Here is a 19,012-nt window from a genome sequence, read left to right as displayed (position 1 = left end):
CCGTCGGCGCCCCCGGCGGTGCCGGCGCCGTTCGACGCCGGCACCGCCCGGTGAGCGGTCAGAAGTCGAACTGGTCGATGTTGTTCTTGTCGAAGACGGTCGGTGGGCCGAGGATGACGACTCCGTCCTTGCCGACCGTGTACTCGCCGAGCTTGCCGGCGGTGAACTTCTCGCCCTCGGCGCCGGTGATCTGCCCCGAGGCCAGCGCGGCACCGGCGTACGCGGCGAGGTAGCCGAGGTCGGCGGGGTTCCACAGGGCGAACGCGTCGACGCTGCCGTCCTTGACGTACTCCCGCATCTGGTTCGGGGTGCCCAGCCCGGTCAGCTTGACCTTGCCCTTGTACTGGGAGCCGCTGAGGTAGCGGGCGGCGGCCGCGACGCCGACGGTGGTCGGGGAGATGATGCCCTTGAGGTTGGGGTACGACTGCAGCAGACCCTGGGTCTCCTGGAACGACTTCTGGTCGTCGTCGTTGCCGTACGCCACGGTGACCAGCTTGATCTTGCTGTAGTCGGGTTTCTTCAGCTCCTCCTTCATCAACGCGATCCAGGCGTTCTGGTTTGTCGCGTTGGCGGTGGCCGAGAGGATGGCGATCTCACCCTCGCCACCGATCTGCTGCGAGATGAGCTTGACCTGGTTCTCCGCGATGCCCTGCGCCGTCACCTGGTTGACGAAGATCTGGCGGCACTCCGGTTTGGTGTCGGAGTCGAAGGTCACGATCTTGGCGCCGGCGGCCTTCGCCTGGTTCAGCGCGCCGCAGATCGCGTTCGGGTCGTTGGCCGACGTGACGATGACGTCCATGCCCTGCTGGGACAGGGTGTTGATGTAACTGACCTGGGAGGAGGCACTGGCCTCCGACGGGCCGACCTCCTTGTACTCGCCCTTGAACTCGGTGACCGCGGCCTTGCCACCGTTGTCGGAGACGGTGAAGTAGGGGTTGTTCACCTGCTTCGGCAGGAAGGCGATCTTGAGCCCTTCCTTGATCGCGGCGTCGGGATCGGCGCCACCGCTGGCCTGGCTGCCGGCGCCGGGTTCGTTGCCGGAGTTCTCCCGGGTGGTGCCGCCGCAGGCCGTGGCGCTGAGCAGCAGTGCGGCGAGGGTGAGGCTGGTGGCCCCGACACGGAGCCCTCTGCGATAAGCGGACATCGTCATCCTTCCGGGGGTGGTTGGTGAGCGGGGGACGTCACGGCGCGACGGGCCGCGCGCGATGGCGGCGGCGGTGCAGCCGGGCGCGCACGTCCGCGACGGCGTTGGGCAGCACGACGGAGACGATGAGCAGGGTGCCGGTGACGATCGTGAGCGCGTTGGCGTCGACGTCGGCGAGTTGCAGGGCGTTGCGGAGCACACCGAGCAGCAGGACGCCGGCCACCACACCGAGCAGACCGCCCCGGCCGCCGAAGATCGAGACGCCGCCGAGCAGCACGGCGGTCACCACGGTCAGCTCCAGGCCGGTGGCGTTGTCGCCGCGGGCGCTGGCGTAGCGCAGGGTCCAGAAGACGCCGACCAGCCCGCAGACCGCTCCGGAGACCACGAAGAGCCAGAACTTCGTCCGAGCCACCGAGACACCGGCGAAGGTGGCGGCCTGGTCGTTGTTGCCCATCGCGTACAGCGCGCGACCGACCGGGGTGAAGTGCAGCACCACGCCGAAGAGCAGGGCCAGCAGCAGCACCCCGACGAGCGCGACCGGGATCGACGTGCCCGGGATGTTCCGCACGACGGCCGCGGTCCAGCCGGCCGGGAAGTCCGCCACCGCCTGGTCGCCGAGCACCACGAACGACAGCCCGCGGTACAGGGCGAGCGTGCCGATGGTCACCGCCAGCGACGGCAGGCCGAAGCCGGTGACGAAGAGGCCGTTCACCGCGCCGAGCACGGCGCCGAGCAGCACGACGAGGAGGCAGATCAGCTCCAGGGAGAGTCCACTGGAGAGCCAGAGCTGCCCCATCAGGGTGCTGCCGAGGCCGACCATGCTCGCCACCGAGAGGTCGATCTCGCCGGTGATCACGATCAGGGTCATCGGCAGCGCGAGGAGCGCCAGCGGCACCAGGTCGAGCAGCAGGAACTGGGCGTTGCGGCCGGTGGCGAAGTTCTCCACGGTCAGGCCGGCGAGCAGCACGGCGACCACGAGGGCGACGACGATCACCGCATCCCAGGAGCCGAGCACGCCGCGTACCGTGGCGAGCCGGCCCGCGCCACCCTCGGCGTCGGCCCGGGGCGGTGCCGCGTACAGGCTGTCATGCGCCATGGGCGCTCCTTCCTCGGAGCCGGGCCGCCGTCCGCAGGGCCAGGAGCCGGTCCAGACCGATGGCGGCGAGGATGAGCGCGCCGACCACGGCCTGCTGCCAGAACGGGTCGATGCGCAGGACGGCGAGCGAGCTGCCGATCGTGGTGAGCAGCACGGCGCCGAGCGCGGCGCCGTAGGCGCTGCCGCTGCCGCCGAAGATGGCCACCCCGCCCACCACGGCGGCGGCGACCACCTGGAGTTCCAGGCCGGTGCCGGCGGCGGCGTCGAGCGTGCCGAACCGGGCCGCGTAGAGCACGCCGGCCAGCCCGGCGAGCGCACCGTTGGCCACGAAGACGGCGAAGACCCGCCGGCCGACCGGGATGCCGGAGAGCCGGGCGGCGGCCGGCTCGGAGCCGATCGCGTAGAGCTCCCGCCCGCTGCGGTAGGAGCGCAGATAGAAGCCGACGGCGGCAACGACGACCAGCGCGACGAGGAACAGCACGGGTACGCCGAGCAGCGTCTGGTTGCCCAGCCGCAGGAACGACCGCGGCATGTCGGCGGCGTTGATCTGCCGGCCGGAGGCCCAGTAGTAGTCGATGCCCCGGAAGGCGTAGAGGGTGCCGAGGGTGATGACCAGGGCCGGCACCCGGGCCACCGCGATGAGGCCGCCGTTCACCACCCCGCACATCGCACCCAGGCCGACGCCGAGCAGCAGCGCCACCGGCCACGGGGTGCCGGGCGCGGAGAGGAACAGCGAGCCGGTGGCGAACGCGACCAGGCCGAGGATCGAGCCGACCGACAGGTCGACGTTGCGGGTGACGATGACCAGGGTCTGCCCGACCGCCAGGATCACCAGGAGCGCGCAGCCCAGCAGCAGGTCCTTGACGCTCTGGCTGCTCAGGAAGCGGTCGTTGCGGACGCTGGTCACCAGGACCAGCGCCGCGAGCGCAATCAGCAGGCTCAGCTCCCGTACCGCGAGCAGGCGCTCGGTGAGGCCGCGGCGCTGCCGGTCGGGAACGGTCGGGGCGGTCGCGGCGACCTGCTCGGGCGCGCCGGCGTCGGTGCGGCTCATGCGGTCGCTCCCTGCCCGGTGGCGGCGAACATCACGGAGGTCTCGTCCGCCTCGGCGCGGGACAGCTCGCGGACCAGACGCCCCTCGTGCATGACCAGGACCCGGTCGGCCATCCCGAGCACCTCGGGCAGCTCGCTGCTGATCATCAGGATGGCCAGCCCCTCGCCGGCCAGCTCCGACAGCAGCCGGTGCACCTCGGACTTGGTGCCGACGTCGATGCCCCGGGTGGGCTCGTCGATGATCAGGACGCGCGGCTCGGTGGCGAGCCACTTGGCGAGCACCACCTTCTGCTGGTTGCCGCCGGAGAGGGTGGCCACGGGCGCGCCGAGCCGGGCCGCCTTCACCTGTAGGCGCCGGGTCCAGTGCCGGGCCTCGGTGCGCTCCGCGGCGCCGAGCAGCAGGCCCAGCCGGCTCAGGGCCCGGCGCCGGGCCAGGGTGGCGTTGCGCTCGACCGACAGCTCCATGACCAGGCCCTGCTGCCGCCGGTCCTCGGGGACCAGCGCCATCCCGGCGCGGATCGCCCGGCCCGGTCTGCCCTGCGGAAGACGCTGGCCGGCCACCCGCACCTCGCCCGCGTCGTACCGGTCGACGCCGAAGACGGCCCGGGCGACCTCGCTGCGACCGGCGCCGACCAGCCCGGCCAGCGCGACGATCTCCCCACCGCGGACGGTGAACGACACGTCGGCGAAGACGCCGGCCCGGGTCAGCCCGCGCACCTCGAGCAGCGTGTCCCGCACCGGGGCCTCCTGCTTGGGGTAGAGCGAGGCGACGTCGCGGCCGACCATGCGCCGCACCACCTCGTCCACGGTCAGGTCGGCGGCCCGGTCGGTGCAGACCCAGGCGCCGTCGCGCAGCACGGTGACCCGCTGGCAGAGGTCGAACACCTCGTCGAAGCGGTGCGAGATGAACAGGACCGCGGCGCCCCGCTCGCAGAGCGACCGGGCGACCCCGAAGAGCCGTTCGACCTCCACCCCGGAGAGCGCGGCGGTCGGCTCGTCCATGACCAGGACGCGGGCGTCGAAGGAGAGGGCCTTGGCGATCTCGACGAGCTGCTGGTCGGCGATGGAGAGCCCGCGAGCGGGCCGGGTGGGGTCGATCCGGACGCCGAGCCGCTGGAACAGCCGCTCGGCGTCGCGGTTCATCGCGGCGGCGTCGATGCGGCGCAGGCCGCGCAGCGGTTGCCGGCCGATGAAGATGTTCTCCGCCACCGAGAGGTCCGGAAAGAGCGTCGGCTCCTGGTAGATGACCGCGATGCCGGCGGCCCGGGCGTCGGCGGGGCCGCGCAGCTCCAGTGGCCGCCCGTCGAGGGTCATCCCGCCGGAGTCCGGGGCGTGCGCGCCGGCCAGGACCTTCACCAGGGTCGACTTGCCCGCCCCGTTCTCGCCGACCAGGGCGTGGGCCTCACCGGCGTGCAGCGCCAGGTGCACCCCGCGCAGCGCGGCGACCGCCCCGAAGGACTTCGTCACCGCGTCGAGTTCCAGCAACGGAGCGCCGCCCGCGCCCGGTGCGTCGGGGCTCATCCGATCCCCTCCTGAATCGTTTCACGTGTCGTGCATGGACCGTAGGGGGACGCATTCACGAGCGTCAAGAGTTTCCCGCTGATTTCTCCCCTGTTGCCGAGGCGGACGTGGGATCCCGTGCGGACCGGTCCGAACGCCGACGATCCGGGACGCGCGGGCCGGCACCGGCCAGCTGGATGAAACGTTTTAGTCGCTATACACTGCCGGTCGACCCGGCTCGCCCGTCCGGCGCGACGCGCCCGGCCGGCCCGGGCCGACCGCGACCGCGTGCCCGCACCGGACCGCGAACCACCGCACGGATCGTCGAGGGAGCCATGGCAGGGGCGAACATCAAGCAGGTCGCCCGGCACGCCGGCGTCTCCCTCGGCACGGTGAGCAACGTGCTCAACCGGCCCGACAGCGTCGCCCCCGCCACCCGCCAGCGGGTGCTCGACGCGATCACCGAACTCGGGTACGTCCGCAACGACTCGGCCCGGCAGCTGCGCGCCGGGCACAGCCGCACCGTCGCCATCGTCGTGCTGGACGTGGCCAACCCCTTCTTCACCGACGTGGTCCGCGGCGCCGAGCAGGTCGTCGAGGAGGCCGGCGCCATGCTGGTGGTCTGCAACAGCGGCGGGGACAGCGCCCGGGAGCGCCGCCACCTGGAGCTGCTGGAGGAGCAGCGGGTCCGCGGAGTGCTCATCACCCCGGTCGGCCACGGTCCCCAACCCCAGCTGGAGAAGCTCATCGACCGGGGCATCCCGGTGGTGCTCGTCGACCGGGGCACCGGCCGGGCCAGCCGCTGTTCGGTCGCCGTGGACGACGTGCTGGGCGGCCGGCTGGCCATGGACCACCTGCTGGACCAGGGCCACCAGCGCATGGCGTACCTCGGTGGGCCGCTCTCCATCGCCCAGGTCGCCGACCGGCACGCCGGGGCCGCCGCCGCGGTGGAGGAGCGTGGCACCGGGGCGGAGCTCCAGGTGGCGGTCACCACCAACCTGACCGTCGCCGCCGGCCGGCGCGCCGCCGAGCAACTGCTCGCCCTGCCCGCCCGGCAGCGCCCCACCGCCGTCTTCTGCGCCAACGACCTGATCGCGCTCGGGGTGCTCCAGGAGGTGACCGCGCGCGGCCTGCGGGTGCCGGCCGACGTGGCCATCGTCGGCTACGACGACATCGAGTTCGCCGACGCGGCGGCGGTGCCGCTCTCGTCGGTGCGCCAGCCCCGCGAGCAGCTCGGCCGGACCGCCGCGCAACTCCTGCTCGAGGAGGCCGAGCCCGGCGACACGCACCGGCACCGGCACGTGGTGTTCCAGCCGGAGCTGGTGGTGCGCCGTTCCAGCGAGCAGCCCCGGCGCGCCCGGCGCTGACCGCCCACCGGCACGCCACCGTACCGACCCCTCCCCGGCGCGGTGGCGGCCCGGTGGACCTCAGGACGGCACGGGCACGGACCACACGTCGGCGATGGACGGGTCGTAGCCGTTCCCGCTGTCCCGGAACCGCACCCGGACGACCCCGTCGCGGGTCGCGTCCGGCAGGTCGACGACGAGCTGGTAGCTGACCGTGCCGGCCCCGGCCGCCGTACGCCGCCAGCTGCGGGCCTGCGCCACCACTCCGTCCACGACCACCTCGTAGTCCTTCAGCTGCGGCTGGTCGTAGGTCTCGACCGCGCGCAGCAGGAACGGCTGACCGGGTGCGACGGCGAGGTCGAACTCGAACCAGCCGCCGGGGCGGGTCACGTCGGTGTAGCGGCGGGTCAGGCCGGCCTCGCTGTTGGTGCCCGAGTACTGCGAGGCGGCGAGTCGGTGCGCCTGCTCGGAGGCCGGGTCGCCGAGGTCCACGTGGTCGTACGCACCGGGCGGCGGATTGTCGATCCGGACCGGGACCGCGAGGACGCGGCGTTCGGCCTCCGTACCGCCGGTGGCCACCGTGACCTCCACCGACCCCTCGGTCACCGACAGCGGCGCGGCGAGCACGGTGGACACGGTGGTCTCCGCGCCCGGGGCGAGGTCGTACCCGGCGGTGACCGGTTCGGCCCGCCAGCCCTCCGGCGCGGTGACGGTGAGCCGTCCGGTCACCGGCACGGCGGCCCGGTTGCGCAGCACCGTGCCGACCGTCGTCGCGGCGCCCGGCGCGACGGGGGCGGGAGCCGCGGCCGCCGACACGATCTGCACGGCCGGCGCGACGGTGATCGTCCCGGCGACCGGCAGGGTCGCCGTCCCGCCCCGGTGGCGGTAGCCGGCGAAGCCCTCGACCGGCTCGCCCGCCGGCGTCTGGCCGGCGGGGATCCGCAGGTCGTAGCGGTGGCTCACGGTGCCACCCGGCGCGACCGTGGTGGCCCGGCCGCCGACCGGGGTGATCGTCCAACCGGCCGGCGCCCGAAGGTCGGAGGTCACCCCGGTCAGCGGATCGGGGCCGCCGTTCGACACCAGAACGGTCGCTCGGACGACGTCGCCGGGCAGCCGCTCGCCGACCGGAAGCTCGAGCCGCACCACCGCCCCGACCAGCGCCGACGACGCCGCGGAGAGCCGCTGGTCGAGCCGGGTGAGCGGCGCGGTGAACCCCTCGGCGAGGGCTGGGTCCAGGCGGCCGGCGGCGACCTGGGTGCGCAGCCACCGGGCCAGGTCGGCCGTCGTCGCCAGGGCCCGGTGCACGTCGGCGGCGGCACGGGGGTCGCCCGCCAGGTACGCCGTGCGCGCCGCCGCGGTCTGGGCGGCGAGCCGGTCGAGCCGGGCGCGCAGGTGCGCGACCGTCGGCCGGCCCAGCTGACCGGCGAGTTCGTCGGTCAGCGCCGTCAGCTCCCGTACCGCGTCGGCGGAGTCACCCAGGTCGCCCAGCACCCGGTCGACGGCGAAGGCGTAGGAGCCGGAGCCGACCTCGTAGACGGCGGTCCGGCCGTCCATCCGGACGAACCGCACGCCGTCGGCCTGCTCAGCCGGCCGGCCACCCTCGGTGACCGCGTGCCGCCCCGGCGTCGGGACACGTACCGTGGCGGTGGTGTTGCCCGGGACGGTGAGGCGCAGCCGCATGTCGCCGCGGGCGTCGAGGTCCCAGTCGCTGCCGATCACCCCGTACATCGACCGGTAGGACGCCCGCGCCGAGGTGAGGCCGCCGCCCGGCTGCGGCGCGAACGTCAGGTGCGCGTAACCGGGGTGGTCGGGGTCGGGTTGGATGCCGGCGACCGTCCGGTACATCCAGTCCCCCACCGCGCCGTAGGCGTAGTGGTTGAAGGAGTTCATCGACACGTCGCCGAAGCTCCCGTCCGGCATGATCGAGTTCCAGCGCTCCCAGATCGTGGTCGCGCCCTTGGCGATCTCGTAGCCCCACGACGGATAGCTGTCGTTGAGCAGCAACCGGTAGGCGACGTCCAGATGCCCGGTGTCGCTCAGCGCCGGCAGCAGGTCGGGGGTGCCGAGGAATCCGGTGGAGAGGTGCCAGTCGTGCCGGCGCACGTTGTCGACCAGTCGGTCGGCGGCCCTGGCCCGCAGCGGCTCGGGCAGCAGCCCCATGCCGATGGCCAGCACGTACCCGGTCTGGCTGTCGCCCTGGACGGTGCCGTCGGCCGAGACGTACGCGTCGACGAACGCCTGCGCGATGTCGCCGGCCAACGCCGTGTAGCGGGCCGCGTCGGCGTCCCGACCGAGCGCGCCGGCCAGTTCAGCCAGCAGCCGGATGCTGTACGCGTAGTAGGCGGTGCCGATGACACCGGCGGGCGTCGGATCGTCGAGGTTGAGCCAGTCGAGGTACGGGCCGGCGTTGGTACGCCGGTTGCCCGAGCTGGTGCTCTCCAACCAGGACGCGTACCGCACCATCGACGGGTAGTGCTCCTCGACCACCCGGGTGTCGCCGTAGCGCTGCCAGAGCGTGTACGGGACGGTGATGCCGGCGTCGGCCCACCCGGTCGCGCCGTCCCCGCAGCAGGCCCGCGGCGCGACGTCGGGGTACGCGCCGTTGGCCGACTGGGCGTCCCGCAGGTCCTGCAACCACTTGCTGAGGAACGTCAGGCTGTCCATGTTGAACGTCGCGGTCTCGGCGAAGACGTTGATGTCACCGGTCCAGCCGAGCCGCTCGTCGCGGGCCGGGGTGTCGGTCGGGATGGAGAGGAAGTTGCCGCGCTGCCCCCAGGTGATGTTGCTGTGCAGCTGGTTGACCATCGGGTTGGAGGTCTCGAACTCGCTGGTCAGCTCCCCGTCGGTATGCATGACCAGCCCGGTGACGGTGGTCAGGTCGGGGGTGCCCGGATAGCCGGTCAGCTCGACGTAGCGGAAGCCGTGGAAGGTGAAGGTCGGCTGGTAGACCTCGGCGCCGCCACCGCGCAGGGTGTAGAGGTCGGTGGCCCGGGCCGACCGCAGGTTGGCGGTGTAGGCGGTGCCGTCGGGATTGAGCACCTCGGCGTGCCGGACGCGCACGGTGGCGCCGGCCGGGCCGTCGAGCTTCAGCCGGACCTTGCCCACCATGTTCTGGCCGAGATCGAAGATCCAGGTGCCCGGGGTGGGTTGGGTCAGCGCCCGGGCCGGCAGTTCCTGCACGACCCGCACCGGCGGGTCGACCTGGGCGACGATCCGCCCGGTGGCGCCGGTGTCGTCCACGCTCGCCGCCGACCAGCCGGAGTCGTCGAAGCCGGGCCCGTCCCAGCCGGCCGGCAGCCGCCGCGCGTCGTAGCTCTCGCCGTGGATCAGGTCGCTCTGCCGGAACGGCCCGGGGGTGGCCCGCCACCCGCCGTCGGTGCCGATCGTCTCGGTGCGCCCGTCGGTGTAGTCGATCACCAGTTGGGCGCTGAGGTGCGGGCGCGAGCCGTAGTTGTCGGTGCCGAACCAGGCGATGCTGCCGGCGTACCAGCCGTCGCCGAGCAGGGCGCCGAGCGCGTTGTCGCCCGGGCGCAGCTGCCGGGTCACGTCGTACGTCTGGTACTGCACCCGCTTGTCGTAGTCGGTCCAGCCGGGGGCCAGTTCGTGGTCGCCGACCCGCTGGCCGTTGAGCGACAGCTGGTAGACCCCGAGCGCGGTCGCGTAGATCCGGGCCCGGGCGATCTCGCCGTCGACCCGGAAGCCCCGGCGCAGCAGCGGGTTCGCGTCCAGCGCGGTGAGCATCGCCTCGGCGTCCCCGCCGACCCGCAGGCCGCCCGCGGTGGGCGTACCCGCGCCGAACGGGTTCTCGCCGTCGGTGAGCGGCGCCGCGAAGAGGGCGTCGCCGCCGCTGGTCACCGAGAAGTCGGAGAAGACGCCGGTCTCCACCCCGTTGGTACGCAGGCCGACCGAGCCGGCCCGGTGCGCGGTGTCCCGGGTGACGTCGACCTGGGTGCCGTCGACCCAGCTGGTGATGGTGTCGCCGGCCGCGGTGATGCGCAGGGTGTGCGGTGCGGTCAACCGGTCGGCCGGCACGATCCCGCCCAGCGGCACCTCCTTGAGCAGGGTCCAGGCGCCGTCGACCCGCCGGTGCGGGCGCAGCTTGGCGCTCCCGCCGGTGATGGAGAACTGCCACATGTAGGCGTTGCCCGACCCGCTGGCCCGCAGGAAGATCCCGGCCGCGTCGCGTTCCAGACGAAGCGTCGTCTGCACCGTGTAGTCCGTCCAGGACTCGGTGGGCGACGGCAGCCCGATCCAGTCGGCCCGCCAGCCTTCGGCCCCCCGCACGCCGGTCTCCCAGGAGGCCGGGGCGCTCCACCCGGAGGCGCGGCCCCTGGTGTCCCAGACCCGGACCTGCCATTCGTAGCGGGTGCGCGGCCGCAACTGCGGCCCGGCGTACGGCACGAGGGTGCTCGCCCGCGAGGTGACCCGGCCGCTGTCCCAGACGTCGGCGTCGGCCAGGCGGTCCCGGCTGGTGGCGACGCGCACCTGGTAGGACTCCTGGACCACGCCCCGGGCGGTGGAGTCGATCCGCCAACCGAGGCGGGGCCGGGCCACGTCCAACCCGATCGGGTCGGTCGCCCGTTCGGTGGTCAGGCCGGTCACCGTGAGCCGGGGTGCGGCTTCCGGTGCGGCGGCCGCCGCCGGACCCGGCGCCACCGTCGGCGTCAGACCGAGGAGCAGTACGACAGTCGCGGACAGTGCGGCGCGGTACCGCCTCGTGCGCATCATGGCTGGTCCTCACCCTTCTGTGCGGCGGTCCGCACGCGACGTGGGCGGCGCCCGGGCGGCCGGCGGGCGGCCCGGACCTCTGGTCAGCGGGGTTGGGCGGCCGGTTGTCCGACCGGGTGGAAGCTGGACCGGCCGGAGCCGACCTCGAACACGGCACGGCCGTCGGAGATGCCGAGGAAGGTGGCCCTGCTCGGTCCGGCCGCCCGATAGCTCTTCCCGGCGGTGACCGGCAGCGCCACCCGGGCGGTCACGTTGACCGGCACGTCGAGGTCGACGCGCAGGCCGGAGCCGGTGCGCCGCCAGTCGAGACGGACCGGACCGCGCTGGGTGGGCACCGTGCCGGCGGCGCGGTCGAGCCCGATCGCGGGCGGCGCGACCTCGACGACGGCGGCACCCGGGCTGGCGGTGCGGACGCCGAGCAGGGTCTCCTGCACGTCGACCACCGCCTGCGCTCCCCAGCCGTGCGACTGGCTGAAGTTGCTGCCGGGGTCGAGGGTCCACGCCTCCCAGGTGAAGGTGCCGCCCCGGGCGAGGATGTTCGCCCAGCCCAGGTCGTCGGGGTTGGTCAGCAGCCGCAGCACCGCGTCCGGCCGGCCGGCGTCGGCGAGGGCACGCAGCAGCCAGTGCGCGGTCATCGGTCCCTGCTTCATGCCCATCGAGGCGAGCTGCCGGGCCAGGACCGGCAGGTCCGTGCGGGGGGCGACCCCGTGGGCGACGGCGTACGAGGTGGCGTGCTGGCCGGCGTGGCCGCTGCGCTCACCGGTGGCCGAGAGCCCGTCGACGTAGCCGCCGTCGGCGGCGCGCAGCGTCGCGTTGATCGCGCTGGTGAGCTCCGCGGCGCGCCCGTCGTACCCGGCCACCTCGGCGGCCGGCCGGTCGAGGGCCTCGGCCATCCGGGCGGTGGTGCGCAGCACGTCCACGCCCTGGGCGTTGATGGTGGTCCGGGCGGCGGCCGTCATGTCGTAGCCGAACCGGCCGGGCTCGGGCCAGTCGACGATGCCGTAGCGGTAGGCGCCGCTGCCACCGGCCAGGTCGGTGACCAGGCCCGCGGTGGGACCGCTGGCCGGGATGTGCCGCAGCACGTAGTCGGCGGTGTCCCTGATCGCCGGATACGCCTCGGCCAGCAGCTCGCGGTCGCCGGTCTCGGTCCAGTACCGCCAGACCCAGTCGACGAACATCAGCGAGTAGTCGGGGATGTCCCGCTTGCCGTCGCCGTTGGGATAGACCGCGTTGTACCGGCCGCGGTCGTCCCCGGTGTTCCAGTAGCGGGTGGCCGAGCGGAGGAACTCGCGGATGGCCTGCTGGGTGGCGTCGCGCTCACCGAACCCGGCCATGGTGGCGTAGGAGATGTTCGCGGCGTCGCCGAGGAACTGGCCCTTCTCCCGGGTCGGCGTGTCGACGAACGCCTCCTGGACGGAGTAGAGCGCGGAGCGCTTCATCATCGACCACACCGCGTCGAGGGTCGCGTCCGAGCTGGTGAAGGTGGCCTGCCCACCGGTCGGCACGTCGGTGTGCACCAGGACGGCGGAGACGTCCCGCAGCGAGATCTCCTCGCCGGCGTCGGGGATCTCCAGGTAGCGGAAACCCAGGTGGGTGAAGGCCCGGAACTCCTGCGCCCCGTCCTTCTGCAGGTACGGAAAGCTCATGTCGGTGCCCTGCGAGTCCAGGGTGGAGGTGGCGACCCGGCCGCTGTCGGTCAGGGTGTAGCCGGCGCGCAAGGGGACCGTGCGTCCGGCCACGCCGGCGTCGAACCGGACGACCGGGCGGGCGGGGACGACCACGCCGAAGTCGGCGACCACCGTGCCGTCGGCGGCGGTACGCAGGGCCACCGGCGCGACGGTGCGCTCGGCCAGCCGGGTCTCCTGCCCGATCAGGTGCGGGTACGACGGGGTCGGGTGCGCGCCGAGCACCTCGGCGGCGGTGAACGGCGCCGCGCTGTCGTCGTAGCCGGGCCGCATCCACCCGGTGACCTCGGCGCGGGCGTCCTGCCGCTCGACCCGGTCGCCCTCGCCGTTGCGGCGTTCGGCCCCGACGACGAAGCGGGTGTCCCGGGCGACCCGCCAGGAGGAGTCGGTGCGGAACACCTCGCGGGAGCCGTCGGCGTGCTCGACGACCAGCTTCACCAGCAGGCCGCGGGCACCCGCGGGGCGACCCTGGCCGCTGCCGTACCAGTGGTAGCGCACCCCGATAACGAGCGGCCTGCCGGCGGCCACCAGGGCGGTGACGTCGGCCGCCTGGTAGTAGTCCTCGCCGGGGTAGCCGAAGGAGGTGCCCCGGTCGGCGCGGGCGCCGTTGAGGTAGAGCTCGTAGGTGTGGTCGGCGGCGGTGTAGGCGCGGGCCCGGACGACGCGGCTGGCACTGGGGCGTACCTCGGTGCGGGCCAGCGTGTAGTCGTCGGCCTCGGCGCTGGCGCGCCGGATCCAGCTCGCGCCCTCCCACTGGTCGTCGGAGATGCCGGTCTCGAAGGCGCCGATCCCGGGCGGGGACTGCCGGCCGGTGCGATCCCAGGTGCGCACAGTCCACCGGTACGCCGCGCCGGCGCGCAGGGCGGGCCCGGCGTACGGCACGTAGGACTGCTGGTCGGAGGTGACCTTGCCGGAATCCCAGACCCGGTCGCCGCCGGCCTCGCTGACGGTGATCCGGTAGGCGGTCTGCCGCTCGCCGGGGTCGGTGTCGCGGGGCAGCCAGCCGAACCGTGGGGCGCCCTCGACGTTGAGCGGGCGGACCCGGTCGCCGACCGTGAGCGCGACCGGCGCGTGCGGGGCGTGGCCGTGGGCGGCCAGCGCCGGTGGCGCCCCGGCCACGACCGTTGCGACGACGGTGGCGGCAGCCAGGAGCGCGGCTCGGCGGCCCAGCACGGGGAACAGCGGTCCGGCTTTGAGATTCCGAGGTGTCACGCCTGCCTCCACCTGTGAATCGTTTCAGGCAGGCTACGTGCTCGTGTTCGCCCTGTGAAGACGTCCTCCGTGGCCGGATCCGGCCATCACGGGGATCGATGTAGGACCTGGGCCACCGGGGTCGCGGGGTGGGGCGTACCGCCCGCCCGGGCGGCGCCGGCTGGTTGCGCCGGACACCCGGGCGGGCGGTGTGGTGCTCAGCGGACGTGGACGAAGACCGGGTTCGAGTAGAACCAGAGGTCGTCCCACGGGCTCTCCAGCCCGTCGGCCAGCGGCTCCATCTCGTCGGTGCTGGTGCCCCGGACCCGGGCGTACAGGTCGGTCTCGACGCCGCGCAGGGTGTGCCGGATGACGTAGTCGGCACCCTGCTTGCGCCAGTCCCGCGGGCCGAACCGGGCGACGACCTTGGTGGTCGGGTTGGTGTCGGCGTCGGGGTTGGCGTTCGGGCCGGTGATCTCGCCGACGATCAGGTCGACCCGCCGGACCTCCGGCCGGTCGCCGTGGGCGTTGCGACCGTTGAGCGGCCGGAACCGGATCTCGATCTCGACGTCGGTGCGGTTGCGGCGGCTCAGCGTGACGGTCTCGCCCATCTCGGCGTTGCGGCCCTGGCTCGTCGCGGTGAGGTCGAGGCTGCTGATCAGGTCACCGGTGGTCACCCAGATCCGGCCGTTGCGCAGACCGTCCATGATGTCGCCGTAGTCCTGGCGGGCCAGCACGTAGGTCTTGCTGTACTCCCCCGGCCAGAAGTCGGAGCCGCCGCGGGTCCAGTGCACGTGCGAGTCGGAGGTCGCGGTGATCCACCACCGGCGGCCCTCACCGAGCAGCGAGTCCCACAGGCCGCCGACCCGGGCCGTCATCTGGTCGAAGCCACCGTGGGTGGGGTAGTTGCCGTAGCCACCGCGCTTGCCGCCGTTGAGCGGGCCGGCCTGGTGCCCCGGGGCGCCCTCGAAGCCGACGTAGATCTCCGGCGCGACGTTGTGCCCGTTGCGGAACTCACGCGGGGTGTCCTGCCCGTAGACACCGAGCCCGGGCGCCGACCGGGACGCGTGGTGCGCGATCACCAGCGGCTTCAGCGGCATGCCGCGGGCGACCTTGAGGAACTCGATCATCTTGGCCTCGGTGTCCCGGCCCGGGTCCGAGGGGAACGCGTCGTACTTGGCGAACCTGCTCTCCAGCTCGTGGAGCTGCTTCGCCTCGTCCGCGTGGTGCGGGATCATCAGCGTGTGGTGGTCCAGCGCCGGCGCGTCGAACTCCATGCCCCAGAACTGCAGTACCTCGGGCACCAGCTTCCGCGACAGCAGCAGGTCCGGGTAGGCCTGCTCCAGGTTGACCTTCGAGTGGGTGGGCCCACCGTGGTCGGTGCACATGGCCCAGGTCAGGCCGAAGTTCTTCGCCATGATGGCGTTGGTGACGATCGGGTAGACCGCGTCGGCGCCCTTGCTGAACGTCGGCGGGTTCACCGACGTGTCGAACTCACCGCTGTACTCGGAGTGGACGTGGTGGTCGCCGGCGCGCCACGCCCGGTTGCGGCTGTTTCCGTGCTGCTTGCTGCCCTGCTCACCCTCCTCGGCGTAGGCCGCGCCGGCGCCCACCAGCGGGCTCGCGGCGGCGAGCGTCGCGCCGACGCCGGCGTACTTGACCAACTGCCGCCGGGACAGCTGCGACCGCTCGGCGTTTTCCAGATCCTTGTCCGGCAAGACGAAGCACCCCTCGAATCAACTAGTTGCCTGTGTCAGCACCGAGCCTTCGCACCGAGGTTGAACCGGGGTTGTACGGGACGCGCGCGGCGAATGAACACCGACGCGATCTCCGTTGAAGGGCGGCTCCGCCCGGCGCGACAAGCTGCGGGTGGACGGCCTTCGTCACGTTCGGCGGGCCACCATTTCAAGATCGGCCAGACCCGACCTAGGCTGGCCTGCATCGCTACACCGTGACGAAGAGGAGACCGTCGTGAGCCAGACCGAACGGATGGATTCCGACGAGGAGTGGAACGTCGCCGAGGACGACGGGGTCCTGGACGCGTCGGACACCCTGGACGACCGGGTCGGTGACCCGCTGGACACCGGCATCATCGCCGAGGACCACTGGCGGGGCGCGAACCGGTTCGGCACCACGCCCGCCGAGGAGCGGGCGGGCGAGTCCCTCGACCGGCTGCTCGCCCAGGAGGAGCCGGACGTCGACCCGTACGCCGAGGGGGGCGACGACGAGGACGAGCTGACCCGGCGCGGGTACGAGCGCGAGGCGCGCGCGGGCCGCCTCGTCTCCTACGACGAGGGCCTCGGCGAGGACGAGGAGGCCGAGTCGGTGGCCTGGGACGCGGGCATCGACGCGGGTGCCGCGAGCGCCGAGGAGGCCGCGGTCCACCTGGTCGACGACCCGAACGGCCCCGGGGACGGCCCGCTGCGCTGAGCGCACCCACCGGGGTCACGCCCCGTCGGGCTGCCCCCGAGGTGGGGCAGCCCGACAGCGTCAGCTCGGGTGAGCCGAAAACGGCTCACCCCCCGGCCGGACGGAGAAGGACGCATGCGACCTTCGCGCATAGGGGCCGTCGTCGCACTCGCGGTGCTCTCGCTCACTCCGCTCGCCGCCTGCGACGCCACGGACCCCTCCCCCGCGGACAGCCCCGTCGCACCGACCGGCACCGCCACCACGTCCGGCCCGGGTGGCACCGCGGTCGCCACACCCCGGGCCGAGCAGGAGTTTCGCCGGCTCGAGACCGCGTTCGACGCACGGCTGGGCATCCACGCGGTCGACACCGGGACCGGCCGGAGCGTGCGGTACCGGGCCGACGAGCGGTTCGCCTACGCCTCCACGTTCAAGGCGTTGGCCGCCGCGGCGCTGCTCGACCGGACGTCGACCACCGACCTCGACCGCGTCGTCCGCTACCCGCGAGCCGACCTGGTGGCGCACTCCCCGATCACCGAGAAGCACGTGGCCGCCGGGATGGCGCTGCGCGACCTGGCCGACGCCGCGGTCCGGTACAGCGACAACACCGCCGCCAACCTGATCCTGCGCCACCTCGGCGGGCCGCGCGGCTTCGAGGAGGAACTGCGCCGCCTCGGCGACACGACCACCGAGGCGGCCCGCTACGAGACCTCCCTCAACGAGGCCACGCCGGGCGACGAGCGGGACACCACCACACCGCGAGCCTTCGCCGACGACCTGCGCGCGTACGCCGTGGGCACCGCGTTGTCCGACGAGGACCAGGACCTCCTGAACGGATGGTTGCGGGGCAACACCACGGGCGACGGCCTCGTCCGGGCCGGCGTCCCGGAGGGCTGGGTGGTGGGCGACAAGACCGGCTCCGGCGGATACGGCACGCGCAACGACATCGCCGTCCTCTGGCCGCCGGACGGCGCGCCGATCGTGCTCGCCGTGATGTCGAGCCGGAGCGGCAAGGACGCGACGTACGACGACGCGCTCATCGCGCAGGCGACCCGGGTCGTCGTCGACACGCTGCGCCGCTGACTCCCGTCCGAGGTGTCCGCGAATGATCCACCGCCGTCGACTGCTGTGCCCAGGATGGCCGCCGGTCGGCAACGACAGGGAAACCTGATCCTCACCGGTGCTGCCGAGGATCGAGTTGATCTTCCCCTCTGTCGTAAGGAGATCTTCGATGCAGCAGTTCGATCGGCGCGCGTTCCTCGGCCTGGCCGGGGCGGCCGGCGCCGGGGTCGCAGCGGCGGTGGCGGGCTGGTCCGCCGCTCCGGCCTGGGCGACCGGCCGGCTCCCTGACAACCCGTTCAGCCTGGGCGTCGCGTCCGGCGACCCATTGCCCGACGGTGTCGTCCTCTGGACCCGCCTCGCCCCGGAGCCGCTGGCGGCAGACGGTCTCGGCGGGATGCCGCAGCACGTGGTGCCGGTGCGGTGGGAGGTCGCCGAGGACCCCCGCTTCCGACACGTCGTCCGCCGGGGGGTGGAGCTGGCCACCCCGGAACTCGGGCACTCGGTGCACGCGGAGGTGGGCGGGCTGCGCTCCGACCGGGAGTACTTCTACCGCTTCCGGGCCGGCACCGAGATCAGCCCGGTCGGGCGCACCCGCACCGCCCCGGCCTTCCGGGACCTGCCACGCAGCCTCGCCTTCGCGTTCGTCTCCTGCCAGAACTTCCCGACCGGCCACTTCACCCCCTACCGGCACATGCTCGACGAGGACCTCGACCTGGTCGTCCACCTCGGCGACTACATCTACGAGGGGCCGGCGGCCGGCACGATCGGCCGGGCGCACCTGCCCGCCGCGGAGATCTTCTCCCTCGCCGACTACCGGGTCCGGCACGCCCAGTACAAGACCGACCCGGACCTGCAGGCCGCGCACGGCTGGTTCCCCTGGGCCGTCACCTGGGACGACCACGAGGTGGAGAACAACTACGCCGACGAGAACTCCGAGGACGCCGCCCAGTCGCCGGAGAGCTTCCTGACCCGGCGGGCCGCCGCCTACCAGGCGTACTACGAGCACCTGCCGCTGCGGCGCAGCGCCCTGCCGCACGGGGAGGACATGCGGCTCTACCGACGGCTGCGCTACGGCCGGCTCGCCGAGTTCAACATCCTCGACGGCCGCCAGTACCGCGACGACCAGGTCCCGCCGGGCTCGCCCGAGGCCGACGACCCGACGCGCTCGATGCTCGGCGCGGAGCAGGAGAAGTGGCTGCTGGAGGGCCTGACCGCGTCGCGCGCGACGTGGAACATCCTGGCCCAGCAGACGGTCATGGCCCGGGCCGACCGCGACCCCGGACCGGGCGAGCAGCTGTCGGACGACAACTGGAACGGTTACGAGCCGGCCCGGCAGCGGATCTTCGACGCGGTCGCCAGCAGGAACGTCGACAACATGGTGGTCGTCACCGGTGACGCGCACTGCAGCATGGTCGCCGACCTCAAGCAGAACTTCGACGACCAGAACTCCCGCACCGTGGGGACGGAGTTTCTCGGCACCTCGATCAGCTCCGGGGCCGACGGCGCCGACATGGACGCCCGCGGCCAGGAGTGGCTCGCCTCGAACCCGCACATGAGGTACTACAACCAGCGGCGCGGGTACGTGCGCTGCACGGTCGGACGCGACGAGTGGCGCAGCGACTACCGGGTCGTCCCGTATGTCACGACCCCGGGGGCTCCGGTGAGCACGCACGCCAGCTTCGTCGTCGAGAACGGCCGCCCCGGCGTCCAGACCGACACGCTCTCCTGACCTCGCACCCGCTACGGCGCCGCCGGCCCTGGTCCCAGGCCGGCGGCGCCGCCGCATGTCGTGCCCGCGCCCGCC

Annotated in this window: 11 protein-coding genes; 4 read left to right on the top strand and 7 right to left on the bottom strand. The window is 73.2% G+C overall.

From position 1 onward, the window contains the following. Positions 1-58: 58 nt before the first annotated feature. Genes rhaS through AB0C04_RS21715 form a run of 4 tightly spaced genes read right to left on the bottom strand, consistent with a single transcriptional unit; the run spans position 59 to position 4,811 of the window. Positions 59-1,144 (bottom strand): rhamnose ABC transporter substrate-binding protein, encoded by a 1,086-nt coding sequence (gene rhaS / locus AB0C04_RS21730; protein ID WP_357057387.1) that lies wholly within the window; start codon positions 1,142-1,144, stop codon positions 59-61. A 37-nt stretch (positions 1,145-1,181) separates the two neighbouring features. Then, positions 1,182-2,240, bottom strand: a complete 1,059-nt coding sequence (locus AB0C04_RS21725) for an ABC transporter permease (protein WP_357057385.1) — start codon at positions 2,238-2,240, stop codon at positions 1,182-1,184. After that, positions 2,230-3,291, bottom strand: coding sequence for an ABC transporter permease (locus tag AB0C04_RS21720; protein ID WP_357057382.1), 1,062 nt, complete (start codon positions 3,289-3,291; stop codon positions 2,230-2,232). The genes AB0C04_RS21725 and AB0C04_RS21720 overlap by 11 nt, the downstream gene beginning before the upstream one ends. Next, the gene (locus AB0C04_RS21715; protein ID WP_357057380.1) at positions 3,288-4,811 is read right to left on the bottom strand and encodes a sugar ABC transporter ATP-binding protein; all 1,524 of its coding nucleotides are present in this window, start codon (positions 4,809-4,811) and stop codon (positions 3,288-3,290) included. The genes AB0C04_RS21720 and AB0C04_RS21715 overlap by 4 nt, the downstream gene beginning before the upstream one ends. Before the next feature lie 314 nt (positions 4,812-5,125). Between AB0C04_RS21715 and AB0C04_RS21710 the strand changes: the two genes are divergently transcribed. Continuing rightward, on the top strand, positions 5,126-6,157 hold the full coding sequence (locus AB0C04_RS21710) for a LacI family DNA-binding transcriptional regulator (protein WP_357057378.1): 1,032 nt from the start codon (positions 5,126-5,128) through the stop codon (positions 6,155-6,157). Between the two features lie 60 nt (positions 6,158-6,217). Here the strand turns inward: AB0C04_RS21710 and AB0C04_RS21705 are convergent, their stop codons facing one another. The 3 genes from AB0C04_RS21705 to AB0C04_RS21695 all read right to left on the bottom strand — a co-directional run bounded on the left by AB0C04_RS21705 (position 6,218) and on the right by AB0C04_RS21695 (position 15,458). Further along, complete coding sequence (locus tag AB0C04_RS21705) at positions 6,218-10,864, bottom strand: family 78 glycoside hydrolase catalytic domain (protein WP_357057376.1); 4,647 nt, start codon at positions 10,862-10,864, stop codon at positions 6,218-6,220. Between the two features lie 83 nt (positions 10,865-10,947). Next, positions 10,948-13,761: a family 78 glycoside hydrolase catalytic domain gene (locus AB0C04_RS21700; RefSeq protein WP_357057374.1), complete on the bottom strand. Its 2,814-nt coding sequence runs from the start codon at positions 13,759-13,761 to the stop codon at positions 10,948-10,950. A gap of 197 nt (positions 13,762-13,958) precedes the next feature. After that, positions 13,959-15,458, bottom strand: a complete 1,500-nt coding sequence (locus tag AB0C04_RS21695; protein ID WP_357057372.1) for a phosphoesterase — start codon at positions 15,456-15,458, stop codon at positions 13,959-13,961. A gap of 253 nt (positions 15,459-15,711) precedes the next feature. Between AB0C04_RS21695 and AB0C04_RS21690 the strand changes: the two genes are divergently transcribed. The 3 genes from AB0C04_RS21690 to AB0C04_RS21680 all read left to right on the top strand — a co-directional run bounded on the left by AB0C04_RS21690 (position 15,712) and on the right by AB0C04_RS21680 (position 18,937). Then, positions 15,712-16,170 (top strand): DUF5709 domain-containing protein, encoded by a 459-nt coding sequence (locus AB0C04_RS21690; RefSeq protein ID WP_357057370.1) that lies wholly within the window; start codon positions 15,712-15,714, stop codon positions 16,168-16,170. Between the two features lie 114 nt (positions 16,171-16,284). Continuing rightward, positions 16,285-17,229, top strand: coding sequence for a class A beta-lactamase (gene bla / locus AB0C04_RS21685; protein WP_357057368.1), 945 nt, complete (start codon positions 16,285-16,287; stop codon positions 17,227-17,229). A gap of 148 nt (positions 17,230-17,377) precedes the next feature. After that, complete coding sequence (locus AB0C04_RS21680; RefSeq protein WP_357057366.1) at positions 17,378-18,937, top strand: alkaline phosphatase D family protein; 1,560 nt, start codon at positions 17,378-17,380, stop codon at positions 18,935-18,937. Positions 18,938-19,012: the final 75 nt, after the last annotated feature.

Source organism: Micromonospora sp. NPDC048909 (assembly GCF_040649635.1).
Classification (GTDB): domain Bacteria; phylum Actinomycetota; class Actinomycetes; order Mycobacteriales; family Micromonosporaceae; genus Micromonospora.
The sequence above is the reverse complement of the archived record's forward strand: the minus strand, read 5'-3'. Positions and strand labels throughout refer to the sequence as shown.